The organism is Kribbella sp. NPDC051952 (assembly GCF_040680855.1).
GTDB lineage: Bacteria > Actinomycetota > Actinomycetes > Propionibacteriales > Kribbellaceae > Kribbella.
Genome location: NZ_JBFAXQ010000007.1, coordinates 24534 through 40030 on the forward strand (window position 1 = coordinate 24534; position 15497 = coordinate 40030).

Annotated in this window: 13 protein-coding genes; 5 read left to right on the forward strand and 8 right to left on the reverse strand. The window is 66.1% G+C overall.

Going from position 1 to position 15497, the window contains the following annotated elements; all coding sequences use genetic code 11:
- The first annotated feature begins 100 nt into the window (after positions 1 to 100).
- The gene (locus AB0L70_RS15195; protein WP_363684168.1) at positions 101 to 637 is read left to right on the forward strand and encodes a histidine phosphatase family protein; all 537 of its coding nucleotides are present in this window, start codon (positions 101 to 103) and stop codon (positions 635 to 637) included.
- Here AB0L70_RS15195 and AB0L70_RS15200 read toward each other — a convergent pair.
- Complete coding sequence (locus AB0L70_RS15200) at positions 634 to 1398, reverse strand: endonuclease/exonuclease/phosphatase family protein (protein ID WP_363684170.1); 765 nt, start codon at positions 1396 to 1398, stop codon at positions 634 to 636. The two genes, AB0L70_RS15195 and AB0L70_RS15200, sit on opposite strands and share 4 nt — an antisense overlap.
- 192 nt (positions 1399 to 1590) lie before the next feature.
- On the opposite strand from AB0L70_RS15200, the gene AB0L70_RS15205 reads away from it, so the two are divergent.
- Positions 1591 to 2433: an EamA family transporter gene (locus AB0L70_RS15205; RefSeq protein WP_363684172.1), complete on the forward strand. Its 843-nt coding sequence runs from the start codon at positions 1591 to 1593 to the stop codon at positions 2431 to 2433.
- Here AB0L70_RS15205 and AB0L70_RS15210 read toward each other — a convergent pair.
- Both AB0L70_RS15210 and AB0L70_RS15215 read right to left on the reverse strand, forming a co-directional pair.
- Positions 2430 to 3242, reverse strand: a complete 813-nt coding sequence (locus AB0L70_RS15210) for an SDR family NAD(P)-dependent oxidoreductase (protein WP_363684174.1) — start codon at positions 3240 to 3242, stop codon at positions 2430 to 2432. The genes AB0L70_RS15205 and AB0L70_RS15210 overlap by 4 nt on opposite strands.
- Entirely contained in the window at positions 3239 to 4579 is a 1341-nt protein-coding gene (locus AB0L70_RS15215) for an FAD-binding oxidoreductase (protein ID WP_363684176.1), read from the reverse strand. Before AB0L70_RS15215 ends, AB0L70_RS15210 begins: the two co-directional genes overlap by 4 nt.
- A gap of 158 nt (positions 4580 to 4737) precedes the next feature.
- On the opposite strand from AB0L70_RS15215, the gene AB0L70_RS15220 reads away from it, so the two are divergent.
- The gene (locus AB0L70_RS15220; protein WP_363684178.1) at positions 4738 to 5670 is read left to right on the forward strand and encodes an NAD(P)-dependent oxidoreductase; all 933 of its coding nucleotides are present in this window, start codon (positions 4738 to 4740) and stop codon (positions 5668 to 5670) included.
- A gap of 3 nt (positions 5671 to 5673) precedes the next feature.
- Here the strand turns inward: AB0L70_RS15220 and AB0L70_RS15225 are convergent, their stop codons facing one another.
- Both AB0L70_RS15225 and AB0L70_RS15230 read right to left on the reverse strand, forming a co-directional pair.
- Positions 5674 to 6045, reverse strand: coding sequence for a nuclear transport factor 2 family protein (locus AB0L70_RS15225; RefSeq protein ID WP_363684180.1), 372 nt, complete (start codon positions 6043 to 6045; stop codon positions 5674 to 5676).
- Between the two features lie 55 nt (positions 6046 to 6100).
- The gene (locus AB0L70_RS15230; protein WP_363684182.1) at positions 6101 to 7570 is read right to left on the reverse strand and encodes an FAD-dependent monooxygenase; all 1470 of its coding nucleotides are present in this window, start codon (positions 7568 to 7570) and stop codon (positions 6101 to 6103) included.
- 88 nt (positions 7571 to 7658) lie between these two features.
- Between AB0L70_RS15230 and AB0L70_RS15235 the strand changes: the two genes are divergently transcribed.
- Positions 7659 to 8294 carry a TetR/AcrR family transcriptional regulator C-terminal domain-containing protein gene (locus tag AB0L70_RS15235; protein ID WP_363684184.1) on the forward strand — a complete coding sequence of 212 codons (636 nt, stop codon included), beginning with the start codon at positions 7659 to 7661 and terminating at the stop codon, positions 8292 to 8294.
- Between the two features lies 1 nt (position 8295).
- Here AB0L70_RS15235 and AB0L70_RS15240 read toward each other — a convergent pair whose 3' ends face one another.
- The 3 genes from AB0L70_RS15240 to AB0L70_RS15250 all read right to left on the reverse strand — a co-directional run bounded on the left by AB0L70_RS15240 (position 8296) and on the right by AB0L70_RS15250 (position 14400).
- Positions 8296 to 9597 (reverse strand): esterase-like activity of phytase family protein, encoded by a 1302-nt coding sequence (locus AB0L70_RS15240; RefSeq protein ID WP_363684186.1) that lies wholly within the window; start codon positions 9595 to 9597, stop codon positions 8296 to 8298.
- Between the two features lie 353 nt (positions 9598 to 9950).
- On the reverse strand, positions 9951 to 11057 hold the full coding sequence (locus AB0L70_RS15245) for a serine hydrolase domain-containing protein (RefSeq protein WP_363684188.1): 1107 nt from the start codon (positions 11055 to 11057) through the stop codon (positions 9951 to 9953).
- A 307-nt stretch (positions 11058 to 11364) separates the two neighbouring features.
- On the reverse strand, positions 11365 to 14400 hold the full coding sequence (locus AB0L70_RS15250; RefSeq protein WP_363684190.1) for a ricin-type beta-trefoil lectin domain protein: 3036 nt from the start codon (positions 14398 to 14400) through the stop codon (positions 11365 to 11367).
- A 183-nt stretch (positions 14401 to 14583) separates the two neighbouring features.
- Between AB0L70_RS15250 and AB0L70_RS15255 the strand changes: the two genes are divergently transcribed.
- Positions 14584 to 15474 (forward strand): GIY-YIG nuclease family protein, encoded by an 891-nt coding sequence (locus tag AB0L70_RS15255; RefSeq protein ID WP_363684192.1) that lies wholly within the window; start codon positions 14584 to 14586, stop codon positions 15472 to 15474.
- Positions 15475 to 15497: the final 23 nt, after the last annotated feature.

Consider the following 15497-nt stretch of genomic DNA (forward strand, 5'->3'; position numbering starts at 1 on the left):
AGGTGCTGTGGACAGGTAGGAGCCGGGTGATGCAGCTAGCCGATCGACTGTCTGGCTAGGAGCGGTTCACGACTCCCGGTTGTGGGGTATCAATGCGCTCATGCCGCGTATCTACCTCGTTCGTCATGGTGAACCTGATGGTCGTCAGATTGACGCTGAGGGGTGGCGGGGTGCCGTGCGGGACCTGGCCTCGTTGACTGAGGCTGGGATTGAGCAGGCTAAGGGTGTTGGGCGGGAGCTTCGGAACGCCGGAGCGGTGCGGATTGTGGCGTCGCCGATGACTCGGGCGTTGCAGACGGCTAGCTTGATCGCTGCCGAGACACAGCTGCCGTTGACGGCGGTTGAGTTTGATCTTCGGGAATGGTTGCCGGATTCATCGTTGTCGTGGCGAGGGCTTGCTGATGTGCAAGCCCTCAGCAACGACTTCGAGGAGTGTGGAGGTGAATGGCCTCCCGGAGAGACGCGTCTCTGGGAGCCCAATTCCTCCGTACGACGTCGCGCGCTCGCCGCACTGCAAAGGCAGGCGGCCGGACACACCGAACCGTTCATCGCCGTCTGTCACAGCGGCGTGATTCGAGCACTCACCGGGCACGTTCGTACGGACTTCTGTGGCGTCCGGGTGTTCGAGGTGCTTTAGCCGAGGTTGAGGGTGGCGGCTACTGGGAGGTGGTCGGAGGCGAGGCTTGGGGGGACTGAGGCGGCGGTGGGGGTTAGTTGTGGGGTGTGGAGGATGTAGTCGATGCGGCGGAGGGGGAGCGGGACCGGGCTGGTCAGGCCTAGGCCGAGGCCCTTCTGGGGCCAGGTGTCGGTCCAGTGGGTCGTGAGGGTCTTGATCTCGGTCGACGTCGGGATCGCGTTCATGTCGCCGACGACCATGGTCGGCTCCGGCGCGTCCTTCAGCAGCGCGACGATGGCGTTGACCTGTTCGAGCCGCTCGCCGTCGTTGCCGGTGGTCAAGTGCGTGTCCGCAAAGCGCAACGGCGTACCGTCGACGTCGATCAGGGCCTCGAGCAGCCCGCGCTGCTCACGGTCCGGGTACTTCGGCAGCAGCGTGTTCCGCGAGTCGACGATCGGGTACTTCGACAACACGAGCGTCCCGTACTGCCGGCGCGGCTGCCCCGGCTCCAGCGGATCCCAATCGAGGTTGGCGGCGAACACGTAGTTCATCTTCAACCGCGCCGCCAGCCATGCCGGTTGGTCTACCCAGTTGCTGCGGGCATCGAAGAAGCGGTCGACCTCTTGTAGACCAACCACTGTGGCGCCCGACGTCTCGATCGTCTTGGCGACCCGCTCGAGATCAAGCTTCCCGTCGACCCCGGCCGCGTGGTGGATGTTGAACGTCAGCGTCTTGACCACGCGAGCCTGTACGCGCGCTTGCGCAGTCAGCGGAGACGTCACCAGCAACACACAACCAGCAAGAGCAACCCAAATCAATGAACGACGCATGCGCCGAAGTATCTCCACCCAACAGGGTCACCTTCGGCTCGGTAAACGCACGGGCGGATTGATCGCCACTCCAAAGGAAGGTCGCGGTCGCGGCTTGACGGAACGCCATGGTCGCACGGCATGCTGATCCCTACCGTGGTGTGGGTGCGAAGGAATGTCGTTCCGCCGCAGGCCTATTTCGTCGTCAGCGCGATCTTTCACTATCTGGGACCGGCCTTCGCGGTGCTGCTGTTCGCCCGGATCGATCCGCTCGGAGTGGCGTGGCTGCGTATCGCCGCCGCGGGCACGATCTTCTGGCTCTGGCGGCGACCGTTCCGGGCATGGCGCTCGCTCGACTCGTCGACCCGCCGGCTGCTGGTCGGGTGGGGCGTCGTACTCGCGGTGATGAACTGCAGCTTCTACCTGGCGATCGACCGGGTCCCGCTCGGCACGGTCGCTGCGACCGAGTTCGCGCCGATCATCGTGCTGGCCGCGATCGCCGTACGCAGCCTCCGCAACCTGCTCGCACTCGTCCTCGCGGTCGTCGGCGTCTACATCCTCACCGACGTCCGCCTGTCCCATGACCGGATCGGGCTGATCTGTACGGCGCTCAACGCGCTCCTGTTCGCGGCGTACGTCGTACTGGGCCACCGCGTCTCGCGAGTCGACGAGCTCCGCCGCATCGACGGCCTCGCCCTCGCGATGGGCATCGCCACCGTGATCGCCCTACCAGTCGGAGTTCTACAAGCAAAGCCAGCCTTCACCAACCCGACGCTGCTGGCCGCGGCCGTAGGCGTCGGGATCTGCTCCTCAGTCATCCCGTACGTCGCCGACCAACTAGCGATGGCCCGCCTCAAACGCTCCACCTTCGCCCTCATGCTCGCCCTACTCCCCGCCACCGCAACCTTGATCGGCGCCCTGGTCCTACACCAATTCCCCACCCTCCCCGAACTAGCCGCAGTAACCACCATCGTCACGGCCGTCGCCCTCCACCACGAACCCGCTTAGCCGTGGGCCTCTTCGGCTAGGGGTTGCCAGGTGGACCAAGTCTTCAGGCGGTCCTCGTAGGCCTGTTGGATTATGGGCAAGCCTTGGGCGCCGAAGAAGAGGCGTAGGGGTGGGTCTTCGGTGGTGGCTAGTTTGAGGAGGGCTTGGGCTGCGGCGGCCGGGTTGCCGTAGTCGAGGGTCTTGGCGTAGGCGGCGAAGGCTTCGCGGAGGTCGTCGTACAAGGGATCGCCGGGTGCGTGGGCGGCGCCGGATGCGCCGGGGGTGGCGTAGCCGCCGGGGGCGACCACGGTGACCTTGATGCCGAAGGGGGCGACCTCCTGGGCCAGGGATTCGCTCAGGCCTTCGAGGGCCCACTTGGAGGCGCAGTACGCACCGCCGAGTGGGAGTCCGGTGAGCCCGGCGACCGACGAGATCTGGATGATCCGCCCGCCGCCCTGCTCGCGCAGGATCGGTATTGCCGCCTGGACCACCCACAAGGGTCCGAAGAAGTTGGTCTCCAGCTGGTCTCGCAGCTGCTGCTCCTCCAACTCCTCGACAGCCCCGGACAGCCCGTATCCCGCGTTGTTCACGATGACGTCGAGGCGACCGAAGTACGCGGCTGCCTGCTGCACAGAACCGAAGACCGCCGCCTTGTCGCTCACGTCCAACGCAAGTGGCAGTACGGCGTCGCCGTACTGCCCCACCAGGTCCTCAACGTCCGAGGGGTTTCGCGCCGTCGCGGCGACCCTGTCACCCGCGGCCAGCGCGGCCTCGACGAAACTCCGACCGAGGCCGCGCGACGAACCGGTGATGAACCAGACCTTGCTCATGCCGGCCTCACGTTGTGGTTGCCGACGAAGAGGTTGCTCGGGTCGTACTGGCGCTTGATCGCAGCAAGCCGCTCGTACGTCGGCATCGGGTAGACCGCCGCGACGTCCTCATCCGTCGCGGTGGCGAGGAAGTTGGAGTACGCACCGTTGACGTGCGGCGCGAGCCTCGCCCAGACCGCATCCAGACCGGGGCGAGCCGCCTCGATCGCCGGCGGCGGACCGATGATGGTGGTCGCGAACATCAACTCCGCTTGACGATGCGCGTACGCCGTCGCGTCGTCGGCGACCCGTGCAACGGCACCACCGACGCTGCGTACGGCCATGATCGGTGTGCCCTCCGAAGTGCCGACCTCGGCGAGGATGCGAATCACCTCGGCCACGGATTCCTTGTCGACAAAGGCACTTCGCGTGACGAGCTGAATGCCGGGCGGTGGGATCATGCCGTCCACGAGCGTCACCGCATAAGGCTGCAGAGCGACATCGTCGGCGATCACGGTCCCGAGCGCACGGATCGGGTCGATCGCCGCGGCGGCCAGTTCGGCGTCGTCGCCGTCGAACGTGAGGTGGATCTCGATCGGCGCGTTAGGTCCACCGGCGAACGGGTTCGCGAAGTTGGCGATCGTGGTGAGCTCTTCGGGCGCCGTGCGTACGTAGTCCGCCCAGCCCTGCAGTACGGCGGACGCCTCCGTCGCCGGGAACGCGATCTTGCCGAAGTACACGTCGCGCGTCTGGTGGGCCGCGAACTCGAACGCGGTCACGATCCCCACGTTGCCGCCGCCACCGCGAATCGCCCAGAACAGCTCCGGGTTCTCGTCGGCAGACGCGCGTACGACGTTGCCGTCAGCAAGCACCACCTCGGCGGCGACCAGTTGGTCCAGTGCCAGACCGTACTTGCGGACCTTCCACCCGATGCCGCCGCTCAGCGTCAGCCCGCCGACACCGACGCTCTTGGTGTCGCCGGACGAGATCGCGAGGCCGTGCGGGGCGAGCGCGGTCGCGACCTGACCCCAGGTGGCACCGCCGCCGATCCGGACGAGGTGCTGTTCTTTGTCAACAATCTGAATGTCGGCGAGCAGACTGAGGTCGATCACCACGCCGTCGTCGTTCGTACCGAGGCCGGCGAAGCTGTGGCCGCCGCCGCGTACGGCCAGCGGAATCCCTGCGGCGGCAGCGAATCTGACCGCTGCTTGCACGTCGTGGAGATTCGTGGGACGCAGTACCTGGGCCGGAGTGCCGCCGACCAGCACCGTGCGGCTGGCTGCTTCGTACGCCGCATCGCCCGGCTCGATGATGTCGCCGCCGAAGTCGTGGCGGAGGGTTTCAAGCGCTGAACTCATGATCTTCCTTCGTGTTGTCACGGTGAACGAACACGAGATGCCGGCCGCGGGATTCTTGTGACAACCGGGGCGCCGTGATCTGCGCCATACCGACCGATGTCACACGATCGTGGCGCGGCGTGTCTGGAGGGTGACGCTGATAGCGGAAGGTGATGGATATGCGAGTGTTTGTGGCTGGTGGGAGCGGGGCTCTCGGTCGGCAGTTGGTGCCGCAGTTGGTGGCGCGTGGACATCAGGTGACGGCGACCACGACAAGTTCGGCCAAGCTGGGCCTGCTGGAGAAGCTGGGCGCCGAGGCGGTCGTCATGGACGGTCTCGACGCGGGTTCGGTCGAGGCGGCGGTGGCCAAGGCGGAGCCGGAGGCGATCGTGCATCAGATGACCGCGATCGCGGTCGGGCACGCGGGCAAGGCCGATATGAAGCACATGGATCGGTGGTTCGCCGGGACCAATCGGCTGCGGACCGAGGGGACCGACCATCTGCTCGCCGCTGCGGCCGCGGCCGGCGTGACGAACTTTGTTGCGCAGAGCTATGGCGCTTGGAACGGTCTGCGGACGGGTGGTTGGGTGAAGGCGGAGGCGGATCCGATTGACCCGATGACAGGTACGCCGGCTGAGCCTGGGATGGCTGCGATCCGTCACGTCGAGGATGCGGTCGTCAAGGCCGGTGGGGCGGTGCTGCGGTACGGATGGTTCTACGGGCCGGGCGCGATGGACGACCTGGTCGAGCCTGTGCGCAAGCGGCAGTTCCCGGTGGTTGGGAGCGGTGCTGGGCGGTGCTCGTGGGTGCATCTGGTTGATGCGGCGAGTGCGACTGTCCTGGCGGTGGAGCAGCAGGCTCAAGGCGTGTTCGCGATCGGCGACGACGAGCCGGCGCCGGCGTCCGAGTGGCTGCCCTACCTCGCTGCGGCGGCTGGGGCGAAGCGGCCGATGCGGGTGCCTGTCTGGCTGGCGAGGCCGTTGGCTGGTGTCGTCGCGGTGACGGTGATGACTGAGGGGCGTGGTTTCTCGAACGCGCGGGCCAAGCGGGAGCTCGGGTGGGAGCTGCAATATCCGTCGTGGCGGGAGGGCTTCAAGGCTGAGCTGGCCTGAGCGTCACCCTGCCGCGTCAGTCTTCTGGCTGAACGCGCAGCGCCAGTCGCCGTCGACGCGGACGTAGACCTGCGTGATCCATTCGTCCGCGGCGTACGGCGTACCGTCCCAGGTGCCTGTGCTGGTCTTGCGTGCCGTCAGTACGACGGTGTCGCCGACGCGGGCGACCCGAGCTGGGCTGACGGCCTTCATGGTGTGATGTGCGAGCTGACCGGACGCGATCGACCCGACAATGTCGGACTTGGTCGCCGCACCGGACGGTCCGACGTACACCCAGTCCTCAGTCATGTACCTGCCAACCTGCTCGGCATCGTTTCCCACCAACACCCCATCCCAGGCCGCGGCAACAGCCCGCACCTCATCCTCAACCCTCATCTGGCCTCCCTGCCTCGAGCGTAGGTCGAAGACAGGGCACGCCTCCGACGCGACTTCACGGCTGCGGCGGGCCGAACCAGGTGGTTAGTGCGGTGGGTAGGTCGGTGTTGGAGTCGGGGAGCCAGGCTACGTGGCCGTCGGGGCGGATCAGGAGGGCTGCGGAGGCGGGCATGTCGCCTACTGCTGGGATTGACCAGCGGTCGGTGGGGTTGATTGCCTCGATGTGGTCGACGCGGTCGGTCCAGCCTTCGAGGGCTGAGCTGAGGGTGCCGTTGAAGTCGAGGAGGATCGGGCGGCCGCGATGTAGGAGTTCGTAGAGGCGGACAGTGCCGTCGGCGGTCTTCAGGTCGAGGTCGGGTACGCGCCGGCCGAGGAGCGGGTGCTCGTCGCCGATCGGGTACTTGAGATCGAGCGCGGCGATCATCGTGCCAAGGGTCGCGTTGCCGGCCTCGGTCTCGATCAACGCGGTGACCGACTCGCGGAGGGCGTCCGCGTGCGGACCCGGGCGACCGAGCAAGGCCTGCGCTCGCGTGTTGCGCAGTACGCGATCGGCGACCGGTCGGCGTTCGGATTCGTAAGTATCCAAAAGGGTTTCCGGCGCGTGACCGCTGACGACGAGTGCGAGTTTCCAACCCAGGTTGACGGCGTCCTGCAGCCCGGTGTTCATGCCCTGCCCGCCGGCCGGGAAGTGAATGTGCGCGGCGTCCCCGGCGAGCAGGACCCGACCGCTGCGGTATCTATCAGCGAGTCGGGCCGCGTCGCCGAAGTGGGAGACCCAGCGCGGGCTGTGCATGCCGAAGTCGGTTCCGGCCACGCGGATCATCGCCGTACGCACGTCCTCGAGGGTGACCGTCGCCTGCCGATCGAGGATCTGGCCGTAGTCCTGGACCATCACCCGGTACCAGCCCGGCTCGAAGGAAAACACCGAGAAGTCGCCCTGCCCGGTCCGCTGCTGGAAGATCGTCCCGGCCGGCGGCTCGCTCAGTTCGACGTCGCCGAGCAGCGCGGTGAGGGTTGCCTGCGTACCGGGAAAGTCGATGCCGGTGAGCTTGCGTACCGTGCTGCGGCCGCCGTCGCAGCCGACCAGGTAGTCGGCGCGCAGCTCCTGAGAACCATTGATGCGTACGACGATGCCGTCATCGTCCTGCTCGATCCCGGTGATCTCCGACGACCACTGCACGTGTCCGCCCAACTCGACCAGGTGCGCCTCGAGCAGTCGCTCGACCCTCGCCTGGAGGAGCGCCAGCGTGTATGGGAACCGGGTAGCGAACTGGCTGAAGTCCAGCGGGATGCCGGAGAAATGCCCGGCCTGCATCGGGCGACCCTGGGCCTGGAACGGCGCGAGCATGCCGCGCTGATCGAGTACTTCGAGGCTGCGCGGGTGCATACCACCGGCCCGCGATTCGTCGCCGCGCTCGTCGAGACGGTCGAGGACGCGTACGTCGACACCGGCCAGCCGGAGCTCACACGCCAGCATCAGGCCGGTCGGGCCGGCGCCGGCAATCAGAACACTTGTGCTTTTCATCAGATTCTCCTTAACAACGTTCAATGAACGATGTTCAGGATGACCTGAACGATGTTAAGCTGTCAAGGACGATGCTCAAGGAGACCGGATGAAGCTCAATCGCGACGTGATCGCGCGGACCGCCCTCGGCCTGCTGAACGAGGTCGGCCTCGACGGGCTGACCATGCGCCTGCTCGCGAAGGAGCTCGGCGTCCAGGTGGCGGCGCTGTACTGGCATTTGAAGAACAAGCAGGAACTGCTCGACGCGATGGCCGCGATCATGTTCCACGAGCTCAACGACAGCCTCGAAGGGCCGCGGAAGGGCGCCGACTGGACGGACTGGATCGCCGAGCGGGTGCGCAGCATGCGCCAGATGATGCTGTCGTACCGCGATGGCGCCCGGGTCTTCGCCGGTACCTATGTGTCCGAATCCGAGCTGCCCAGATCCATCGAGCTGACCCTGTCGACCATGGTCGACGCCGGCTTCTCGGTCCGCGACGCCGCCCGCGGCTTCCCCGCGCTGTACCACTACGTCATCGGCTTCACCATCGAGGAACAGGCGCGCACGGGCACCGCCTACACCGACGACAACCCCTACGAAACCGACGAACTGGCCTTCGACACCGAGCGGTTCCCGCTGGCCGCCGAGGCCGCCCCGCACCTCTTCGACTCCCGCTCGGACAGGGGATTCGAAGAAGGCCTGCAAGTGATCCTTGCAGGCCTTCAAGCGCACTACCTTCGCTGATTCACCGCAGGCGGATGGTCACCAAGGTGGTTTCGATGTTGCTGTCGACGAGGTTGCCGTCGGCATCGAAGGCTGCTGGGCCGTCCGTCATGCCGAAGTCGTTGTCGTTGATGACGGCAAGCGTGTCGTGGGGGAGGAGTGCGACACCCTCCATCTTCTTGGGTGCGCCGGCAACCTTGTTGAAGTTGATGAAGAGCTTCTTCCGCAGCACCGGTACGCCGGAAGCCGTCGGGTCGGCCAACGATTCGTACGACGGAGTGGTTGCCGCAGCGTCCCATTTCGTCCCGAGAATGTTGTCGGAAGCACGCAGTACGACGCGCTGCAACCGTGCCGCGTTGTCCGTGCGTTCCTGGACCAGGAGCGTTTCGGGGCCAGCAGCAACAACCGAGGAGATCTTGAGCTCGGTCACGTCGTCCTCACCCGGGTCGACGACGCCGACCGGGTCGAACTGGTAGGCGTACTCGGCGGAGACCTTGCCGCGGCGCGGTGAGAAGCGGAGCAGGCGGGTGTTCAGTGACGCCTCGCCGATCTTCTTGCTCGGGTTGAGCAACGGGCTCTGCAGCGCCAGGACCAAGTCGCCGCCCGGTAGCTGGGCCAGCCCCTCGAAGCCGCGGTTGCCCTTGCGGGTAAGGAAGATCGACGGCAGCGCCTCGATCACCGGGTAGTCCGCACCGGTCAGCGACAGCCCCTTGGGTACGTACCGAGCCAGGACCTTCCCGCGGCTCGACACATGCACCAGCGACGGGCTGTACTCATCAACCAGCCAGAACGTGCCGTCGTGGGCGCGGACGATGCCTTCGGTGTCGAGGCCGTTCGGGTTCAGGGGCAGCTGCGTGGAGGCGTCGTACGTGTAGGGAATCTCGTCGCGACTCGCCTGGTTGGACAGGCCGGTCACCGGCTTGCCGTGGCGGGTGGTGATCGGGATCGCCTGGAGCACCTTCAGCTTCTTGCCGTCCACCTTGATCTTGACGATCGCCGGGTCGAAGCCGGGGACGGGGAACGTGCGACGGTTCACGCCGTCGATCTTGATCTGCCCGTTGGGACCGCGATCGGTGACGGTCCAGAACTCACCCGTCCGCTCGGCCGGGTAGATGTCGCTGCCGATCCCACCGAGGTCAACGCCACGATCGTTGGCAACGGATCGCGGCAGCAACCCGTTCGAGAACTTGGCCAACGAGATGTCCGGCAAGGTCGCCGTACCGACAACCCGGGGGCCATCCGGGTGTCCAGCTTGCGCCGGCGCAGCCACGCCCCCAAGTAACGCAACCACAGCTGCAGCCACCAACCACTTGCTACGAGACATGAACGAGCTCCCCTCCACCGGTTGTCACCGCGACATTCGCCGGAGGGGGTGAACGCCACCTGTCACCTCGATGAACGCGAGCCCAAGCAGTTCCGTACGCCGGTGACCCCCACCGCCTGCTCCTCCGGCTGGCGGGTGGCGCCCGAGTCCGCCGCCGTACGGAGGGATATCCCTTGGTCTTGTCCCTTCTCCCCCTTGCACACGACGGGAGAAGGGATAAGAGCAGGGGATATCCCTTCGAGCGATCTTCACCTGGGGAGGCGGTCACCTGCGCCGTCAGCCGTCAGCCGTCAGCCGTCAGCCGTCAGCCGTCAGCCGTCAGCCGGCTTCGGCGAGGTGGGCCCGCTTGCAGGTCAGTTGAGGCTGTCGCGTACGGCGGTTACGAGGCGGGTTGCTCGTGCGTCGCCGTGGCCGACCATGCGGTTGGCGACGTACGCGAAGGCGACGCCGTGCTCGTCGTCCCCGAACGCGAACTGCCCGCCGGCTCCGTCGTTCCCGAAGCTCCGTGTGCCCAGCATCGGCCGGAATCCCGAGTCCAGCAGTACGCCGGATCCCCACCGAGCGCCCGCATCAAACCCGAGGAACCCCTGGCCGGCCGACACTTCCCGCACCATGTCGCCGATGGTCTCCGTGGACAGCATCCGCAGGGCCGCCGCATAAACCCCAGCCAACCCGGTCGCCGAAGCAACCGCCCCAGCCCCAGGCAGCTCGATCCCGAGCAACTCCGGATCGTTCCAACCATGCGGTACGTCGAGACCCGGGAACACCAGCGCGCCGTTCATCGTCACGATCCGCGTCAGCAGGTGCTCGGGACCCGGCATCGCCGGTCGCCCCTCGGCCTCAACCAGCCGAGCCAACGAGCCGACCTCATCGGAAGGTAGCCCGATCCACGCCCGCAACTCCAACGGATCGCCGACGCGCGAACGGAAGTATGCCCCCGGCAACTGCCCAGTGATCCGCCGGATCACCTCGCCCAGGACGAAGCCGAACACATGCCCGTGATACTCGTACGACGTACCCGGTTCCCACAGCGGTTTCTGTTCCTCGATCGCCGAGATCACCGGCGTCCACGCCGCGATCTCCTCGAACGACAACGTCTTGTCGAGCACCGGAATCCCGGCCCGATGCCCCAACACCATCCGCGAAGTGATCGCGTCTTTGCCCTCAGCAACAAACTCCGGCCAGTACGACCCGATCGGCGCGTCCAGATCCAGGAGACCGTCCTGCACCAGCAACTGCACAACCAGACTCACAAGCCCTTTAGCACAAGAGAAAACCGGTACGACGGTTGAACTCTCCCACTCCCGCCCGGGAGCAGCCTCACCATCCCACAACTCGACAACCTTCCGATCGTCGACGAACACAGTCACCGCCGCACCCAACTCCGGGAACACCGAGAAGTTCTCCGCAAACACATCGGCAACCCCGCCAAATCCCTCATCCACCCAGCCGTTGTTCATGCGCCGAGCGTAGTTCCCAACCCACACCCCCCACGACCGAATTACCCAACCCCACCTACACAACACGCCGCGGGCTCCACCTGGCCGACGTCGAACAGTTCCTGGCTCTGCTCACTCGCCGATCAATTGCCCAGCTGTCGTCAGTTGTCGGGTGCGCTCCCCGGTGCGGCGTCCTTGTCCCGCTAACCACAGTTGGTCCGCCGCGCACCCCGCTCGTGATCACGGTGGGCGCAAAGATCTGTCGCCGCTCCGAGTGCTCGTCTCCACCCTTCACCTCACGGAGCACGGTGTCTGGTGCGGCGTCCTTTTAGGGCAGGACCCACTTTTGGTTGGGGCCGTTGTTGCAGGTGTAGAGGATTAGCTTGGTGCCGTTGGCGCTCAGACCGCCCGACGCGTCCAGGCACAACCCAGAGCGGGCGTTCAGCAACGTCCCGTCCGCTCGTGGCAACCACTTCTGCCCAGCGCTCCCGTCGCACGTCCACAACACGGCCGCCGTCTTGATCACCGTGCCCCGTGCATCCAGGCACTTACCCAACGACCGCACCGTCCCGTCATCCGGAGACGTCCACTGCTGATTGGTCGCACCCTTGCACGTGTACAGCGTCGTCGGCGTCCCATCAGCACTGGCCGCCTGGTAGACATCAACGCACTTCCCAGCAATCCCAGTCACCGCCCCCGTGTCCTGGAAGACCCCGAACTCCCACAGCGAGTAGTAACTCCCCGCCACACCCCGAGCAGTCGCGTTGATCCGCACATACCGCGCGAAGTTCGGAGTGAACGTCAGTACGTCGGTCCCACCATCCCCAGCAGCAGTAGACGAAACCGTCTTCCACGTCCGCCCGCTCCCCGAGACCTGGATCTGATAAGCCTTCCCGTACGCCGTGGACAACCAGTTCAGCAGCACCCGGTTGACCACCTGCACCGACCCAAGATCCACCTGGAACCACTGCGGATCCCGACGCGCGCTGGACCACGCAGTCGCCATAGACCCATCAACGGCCTTGGATGCCTCCCGCCCAGCCAGGTACACGCTCGACGCCACCGCAGGCCGCCCCCGCGCAAGGTTCCGCTTAGGTACGTACGTCGCCGTATAACCAGCCGGCGCCCCCGGCGCAACAAAATTGTGGGCCCGAGCCCCACCATCCGACCAGGACGCAAACCGATACAGCTGGTTCGCCGAAGCCTGCACCTGCTCTGCAGACACCGATCCACTCGACCCAACAATCGCCGTACCGGTCGACGGAGTCTTCACCGTCTTCGCGAAATACGTCAGCTGGAACCCGGCCGGTTGCGTAGCGAACGTGAGCCCAACGGTGGTCGGATCCAGCCGCACACTTTTCACATCCGTCAGCCCACTGGAATCCGTAGCGGTCAACCGAAGCTCAAGGTACGACGGATACTCATGATCAGGCGCAGTGAACGTCCCACTCGCACCAGTCAGCGTGGTGATCGTGTGCGAATGACAGTCGCTCGGACAGTGATGCATGATCAGCGCCCACGACAGCGCCGACCCGGGCAACGTCCCCTGCTCCGGATCGGTCGCCGAGCCCGAGAAGCTGATCGTGTCGCCGACCTTCCACTTCTTCGCCGGACCCGGCGCTGTGATCAACGCAGTCGGTGCCGTATTCGCGACATTGATCTGCGTCGTAGTCGCCCCGGTCATATGACCGTCCGACACTTTCAACCGCGCAGTCACCGAGCCGCTGGAGGTGTACATGTGCTGCACAGTCGCCGCGGTGGAGTCGTCGTACACACCGTCCCCGTCGAGATCCCACGCATACGTCAGCGGATCGCCGTCGGCGTCGTTGGACGCGGTCCCGTTGAACGTCACGGCCAAGGGAGTCGGACCGCTGGCCGGGTCGGCGTGGATTACCGCGGTCGGCGGGTTGTTCGTCGCGTCGTACACGTACCGCAGGATCCGGCCGTTGTCATAGTCGACCGCGAACAGGTCGCCGCCCGGCCCGGTCAGTAGCCGGGTCGTTCCGTAGCCCGAGGCGAACTGCACAGTCTTGGCCGGATCCGGCAGACCGTCGCTTCCCGGCAGCATCGCCCACACGCACTGGCGGCTGTAGTCGGAGAAGAAGAGGGCACCGTCGTACTCGGCCGGGTAGTTTCCGCCTTCGTAGAAGGACATTCCGGACAGCGCGGAGCCGCCGGCGGGGCAGGTCTCGTTCGCGACGACGTGGTCGGTGTGCTTGTAGGACCAGTACGGCGATGCCACGGCCGACGGACCGGCGGCGTACAGGTTCTCGCAGATGTTGACGTTGGTGGAGTCCCATCCGGGCTGTCGGCTCGGGCCTTCGTAGCAGGGCCAACCGAAGTTCGTGACGGCCGCGGTCGGATTGACGACTCGGTCGATCTCCTCGTAGACCTGCCAGCCGACATCGCCGATCCAGAGCTCGTTCGTTCCCGGCCGGAAGTCGAACCGCATCGGATTGCGCAGACCGTGCGCGACTATCCGGCGCGTGTTCAGGTCGGAGCTGCTCAGCGCCGGGTTGCCCGGCGCGGCCAGGCCGGTGTCGGGGTCGATGCGGATGATCGAACCGTCCAGACCGGTCGGATCGCCAGGCGTACGAACGTCCTGGGCCCGCAGCGACCCGCCTTCGGCAGTCGGCGGTGTCAGCGTCGCACCAACCGGAGCAGGCCCATCGCCACAAGGGTTGTCGGGCGTCCCGTCTTCGGCGGGATAGCCGTCCTGCCCGTAGTCGATGTAATTGAAGCTGCCGCCGTCACCCACACCGGCGTACAACATCCCGTCCGGTCCGAACTCGATCGAGCCGACCGAGTGACTCGGGAAGACCTGGCACCAGTCCTCGACAAGCACCTGTTCGGCGCCGTTCCCGTTGATGACGGAGACACGCGCGCTGGCCTGGCAGCCGTCGCTGGTCGGACCGGGCGGCGAGGGGCAGGGATCGTCCGTGGTGTTGGGAGTTCCCCACTTCGGCGTCGGTGCGCCGATGAGGCCGTCGTGCGTGTACAGCACGTAAATGCGTGGATCCGCAGGGAAGTTGGGGTTCAGAGTGAGACCGAGGAGGCCACGATCCCAGTAGTTGTAGACCTCGGTGCGAAGATCGGCGTACACAGCAGGCGTCGGATCGTCGAAGGAGTCGAACACCTTGATCAGGCCGCTCTTCTCGGCGACGAACACCCGGCCGTCCGGCGAGAACGCCACGTTGGTGGGCGTGGTCAGCCCACTGAACACGGTCTGTTCGCTGAAGCCACTCGGTGTAACCCCACCCGGCGTGACAACAGCCTGGGCAGGCTCGAGCGCCACGAGCGGTGTCAGTAGCAGCACGCACAACGCGGACAGGACACAACGCATCCACTTGGCGGAAAACCTCATGAAGCCCCCCACGGCCACAACTTCGGTACTCGGCCTCACATCCCCTGCGAGTACTCGAAGTGCTCGTCAGCATGACCATGCCGTGAACGTCCGCGCAACCCCCGTTTCGCATTCGTTTCAAACACTCAACCGAATGGTCGACGCGGTGTCAGTTCGCCCTTGCTCTGCGTGCACACTGGGCCTATGAAGGCGCAGGTACGACGGCTGCCACTGGGCCCCGGCGTGTACCGATTCCGGGACGAGGCGGGGAAGGTTTTGTATATCGGCCGAGCCCGCAATCTGCGCCGGCGCGTGCAGTCGTACTGGACCCACCTCGGCGACCGTCCGCGGCTGGCCCGGATGGTACGGCGGATCGCCCGCGTAGAAGGGGTTTGGTGCGACTCCGAGCACGAGGCCGCTTTCCTGGAACGGAATCTGCTCGAGCACTCCAAGCCCCGGTGGAACCGGACCGAGGGCGGCGCGGAGGTGGTCGGCTACATCCGGCTGGACAACGGATCCAAGCCAGGCCTGCGGTTCGAGCACCTGGTGACGGGGACCGCTGCCCACTTCGGCCCGTACCTCGGCGGGCTGCGGATCCGGCAGGCGATCTCGGGTCTACATCGCGTGCTGCCCTTGCAATACACGGTCGAGGGTGATGCGTCGGCGCGCGAGTTCGGCCAGCTGTTCGGGATCGGGCCGGGCGACCGTGACACGCTGACCCGTACGGCGATCGCCGTACTAGAACGCGATCCGGACGCCGTCACCGCGCTGCGGGACGAGTTGGTACGGCGCCGGGACCGGGCGGCCGGCGAACTCCGGTTCGAGTTCGCGGCGAAGGTGCAGGACGAGCTCGCCGCGCTCGAGTGGATCGTCGCCGAGCAGAAGGTCGCCTGGCTCGACCCTCGGGACGCGGACGTGTACGGGTGGGCGGACGGCGTACTCGTGCATTTTCAGGTCCGGGCAGGGCGGATGTGCACCTGGACGCAGCGAGCGACGTCGGAGGCGACGGCCCGGGCGCGGGTCGCCGCGACACCGCCGTTGTGGCAGTTGTTTGCCCAACGCAACGCTGAACTCGCGGCGCGTCTGCTCGCCTGACTTGGTTGGTCAATAGGATCGGT

What these genes read in the sequence shown, in the direction of transcription:
- AB0L70_RS15245 (WP_363684188.1), bottom strand. Translation starts at nt 11,057, where the DNA reads ATGAACAACGGCTGGGTGGATGAGGGATTTGGCGGGGTTGCCGATGTG.
- AB0L70_RS15220 (WP_363684178.1), top strand. Translation starts at nt 4,738, where the DNA reads ATGCGAGTGTTTGTGGCTGGTGGGAGCGGGGCTCTCGGTCGGCAGTTG.
- AB0L70_RS15230 (WP_363684182.1), bottom strand. Translation starts at nt 7,570, where the DNA reads ATGAAAAGCACAAGTGTTCTGATTGCCGGCGCCGGCCCGACCGGCCTG.
- AB0L70_RS15255 (WP_363684192.1), top strand. Translation starts at nt 14,584, where the DNA reads ATGAAGGCGCAGGTACGACGGCTGCCACTGGGCCCCGGCGTGTACCGA.
- AB0L70_RS15210 (WP_363684174.1), bottom strand. Translation starts at nt 3,242, where the DNA reads ATGAGCAAGGTCTGGTTCATCACCGGTTCGTCGCGCGGCCTCGGTCGG.
- AB0L70_RS15225 (WP_363684180.1), bottom strand. Translation starts at nt 6,045, where the DNA reads ATGAGGGTTGAGGATGAGGTGCGGGCTGTTGCCGCGGCCTGGGATGGG.
- AB0L70_RS15215 (WP_363684176.1), bottom strand. Translation starts at nt 4,579, where the DNA reads ATGAGTTCAGCGCTTGAAACCCTCCGCCACGACTTCGGCGGCGACATC.
- AB0L70_RS15250 (WP_363684190.1), bottom strand. Translation starts at nt 14,400, where the DNA reads ATGAGGTTTTCCGCCAAGTGGATGCGTTGTGTCCTGTCCGCGTTGTGC.
- AB0L70_RS15240 (WP_363684186.1), bottom strand. Translation starts at nt 9,597, where the DNA reads ATGTCTCGTAGCAAGTGGTTGGTGGCTGCAGCTGTGGTTGCGTTACTT.
- AB0L70_RS15195 (WP_363684168.1), top strand. Translation starts at nt 101, where the DNA reads ATGCCGCGTATCTACCTCGTTCGTCATGGTGAACCTGATGGTCGTCAG.
- AB0L70_RS15235 (WP_363684184.1), top strand. Translation starts at nt 7,659, where the DNA reads ATGAAGCTCAATCGCGACGTGATCGCGCGGACCGCCCTCGGCCTGCTG.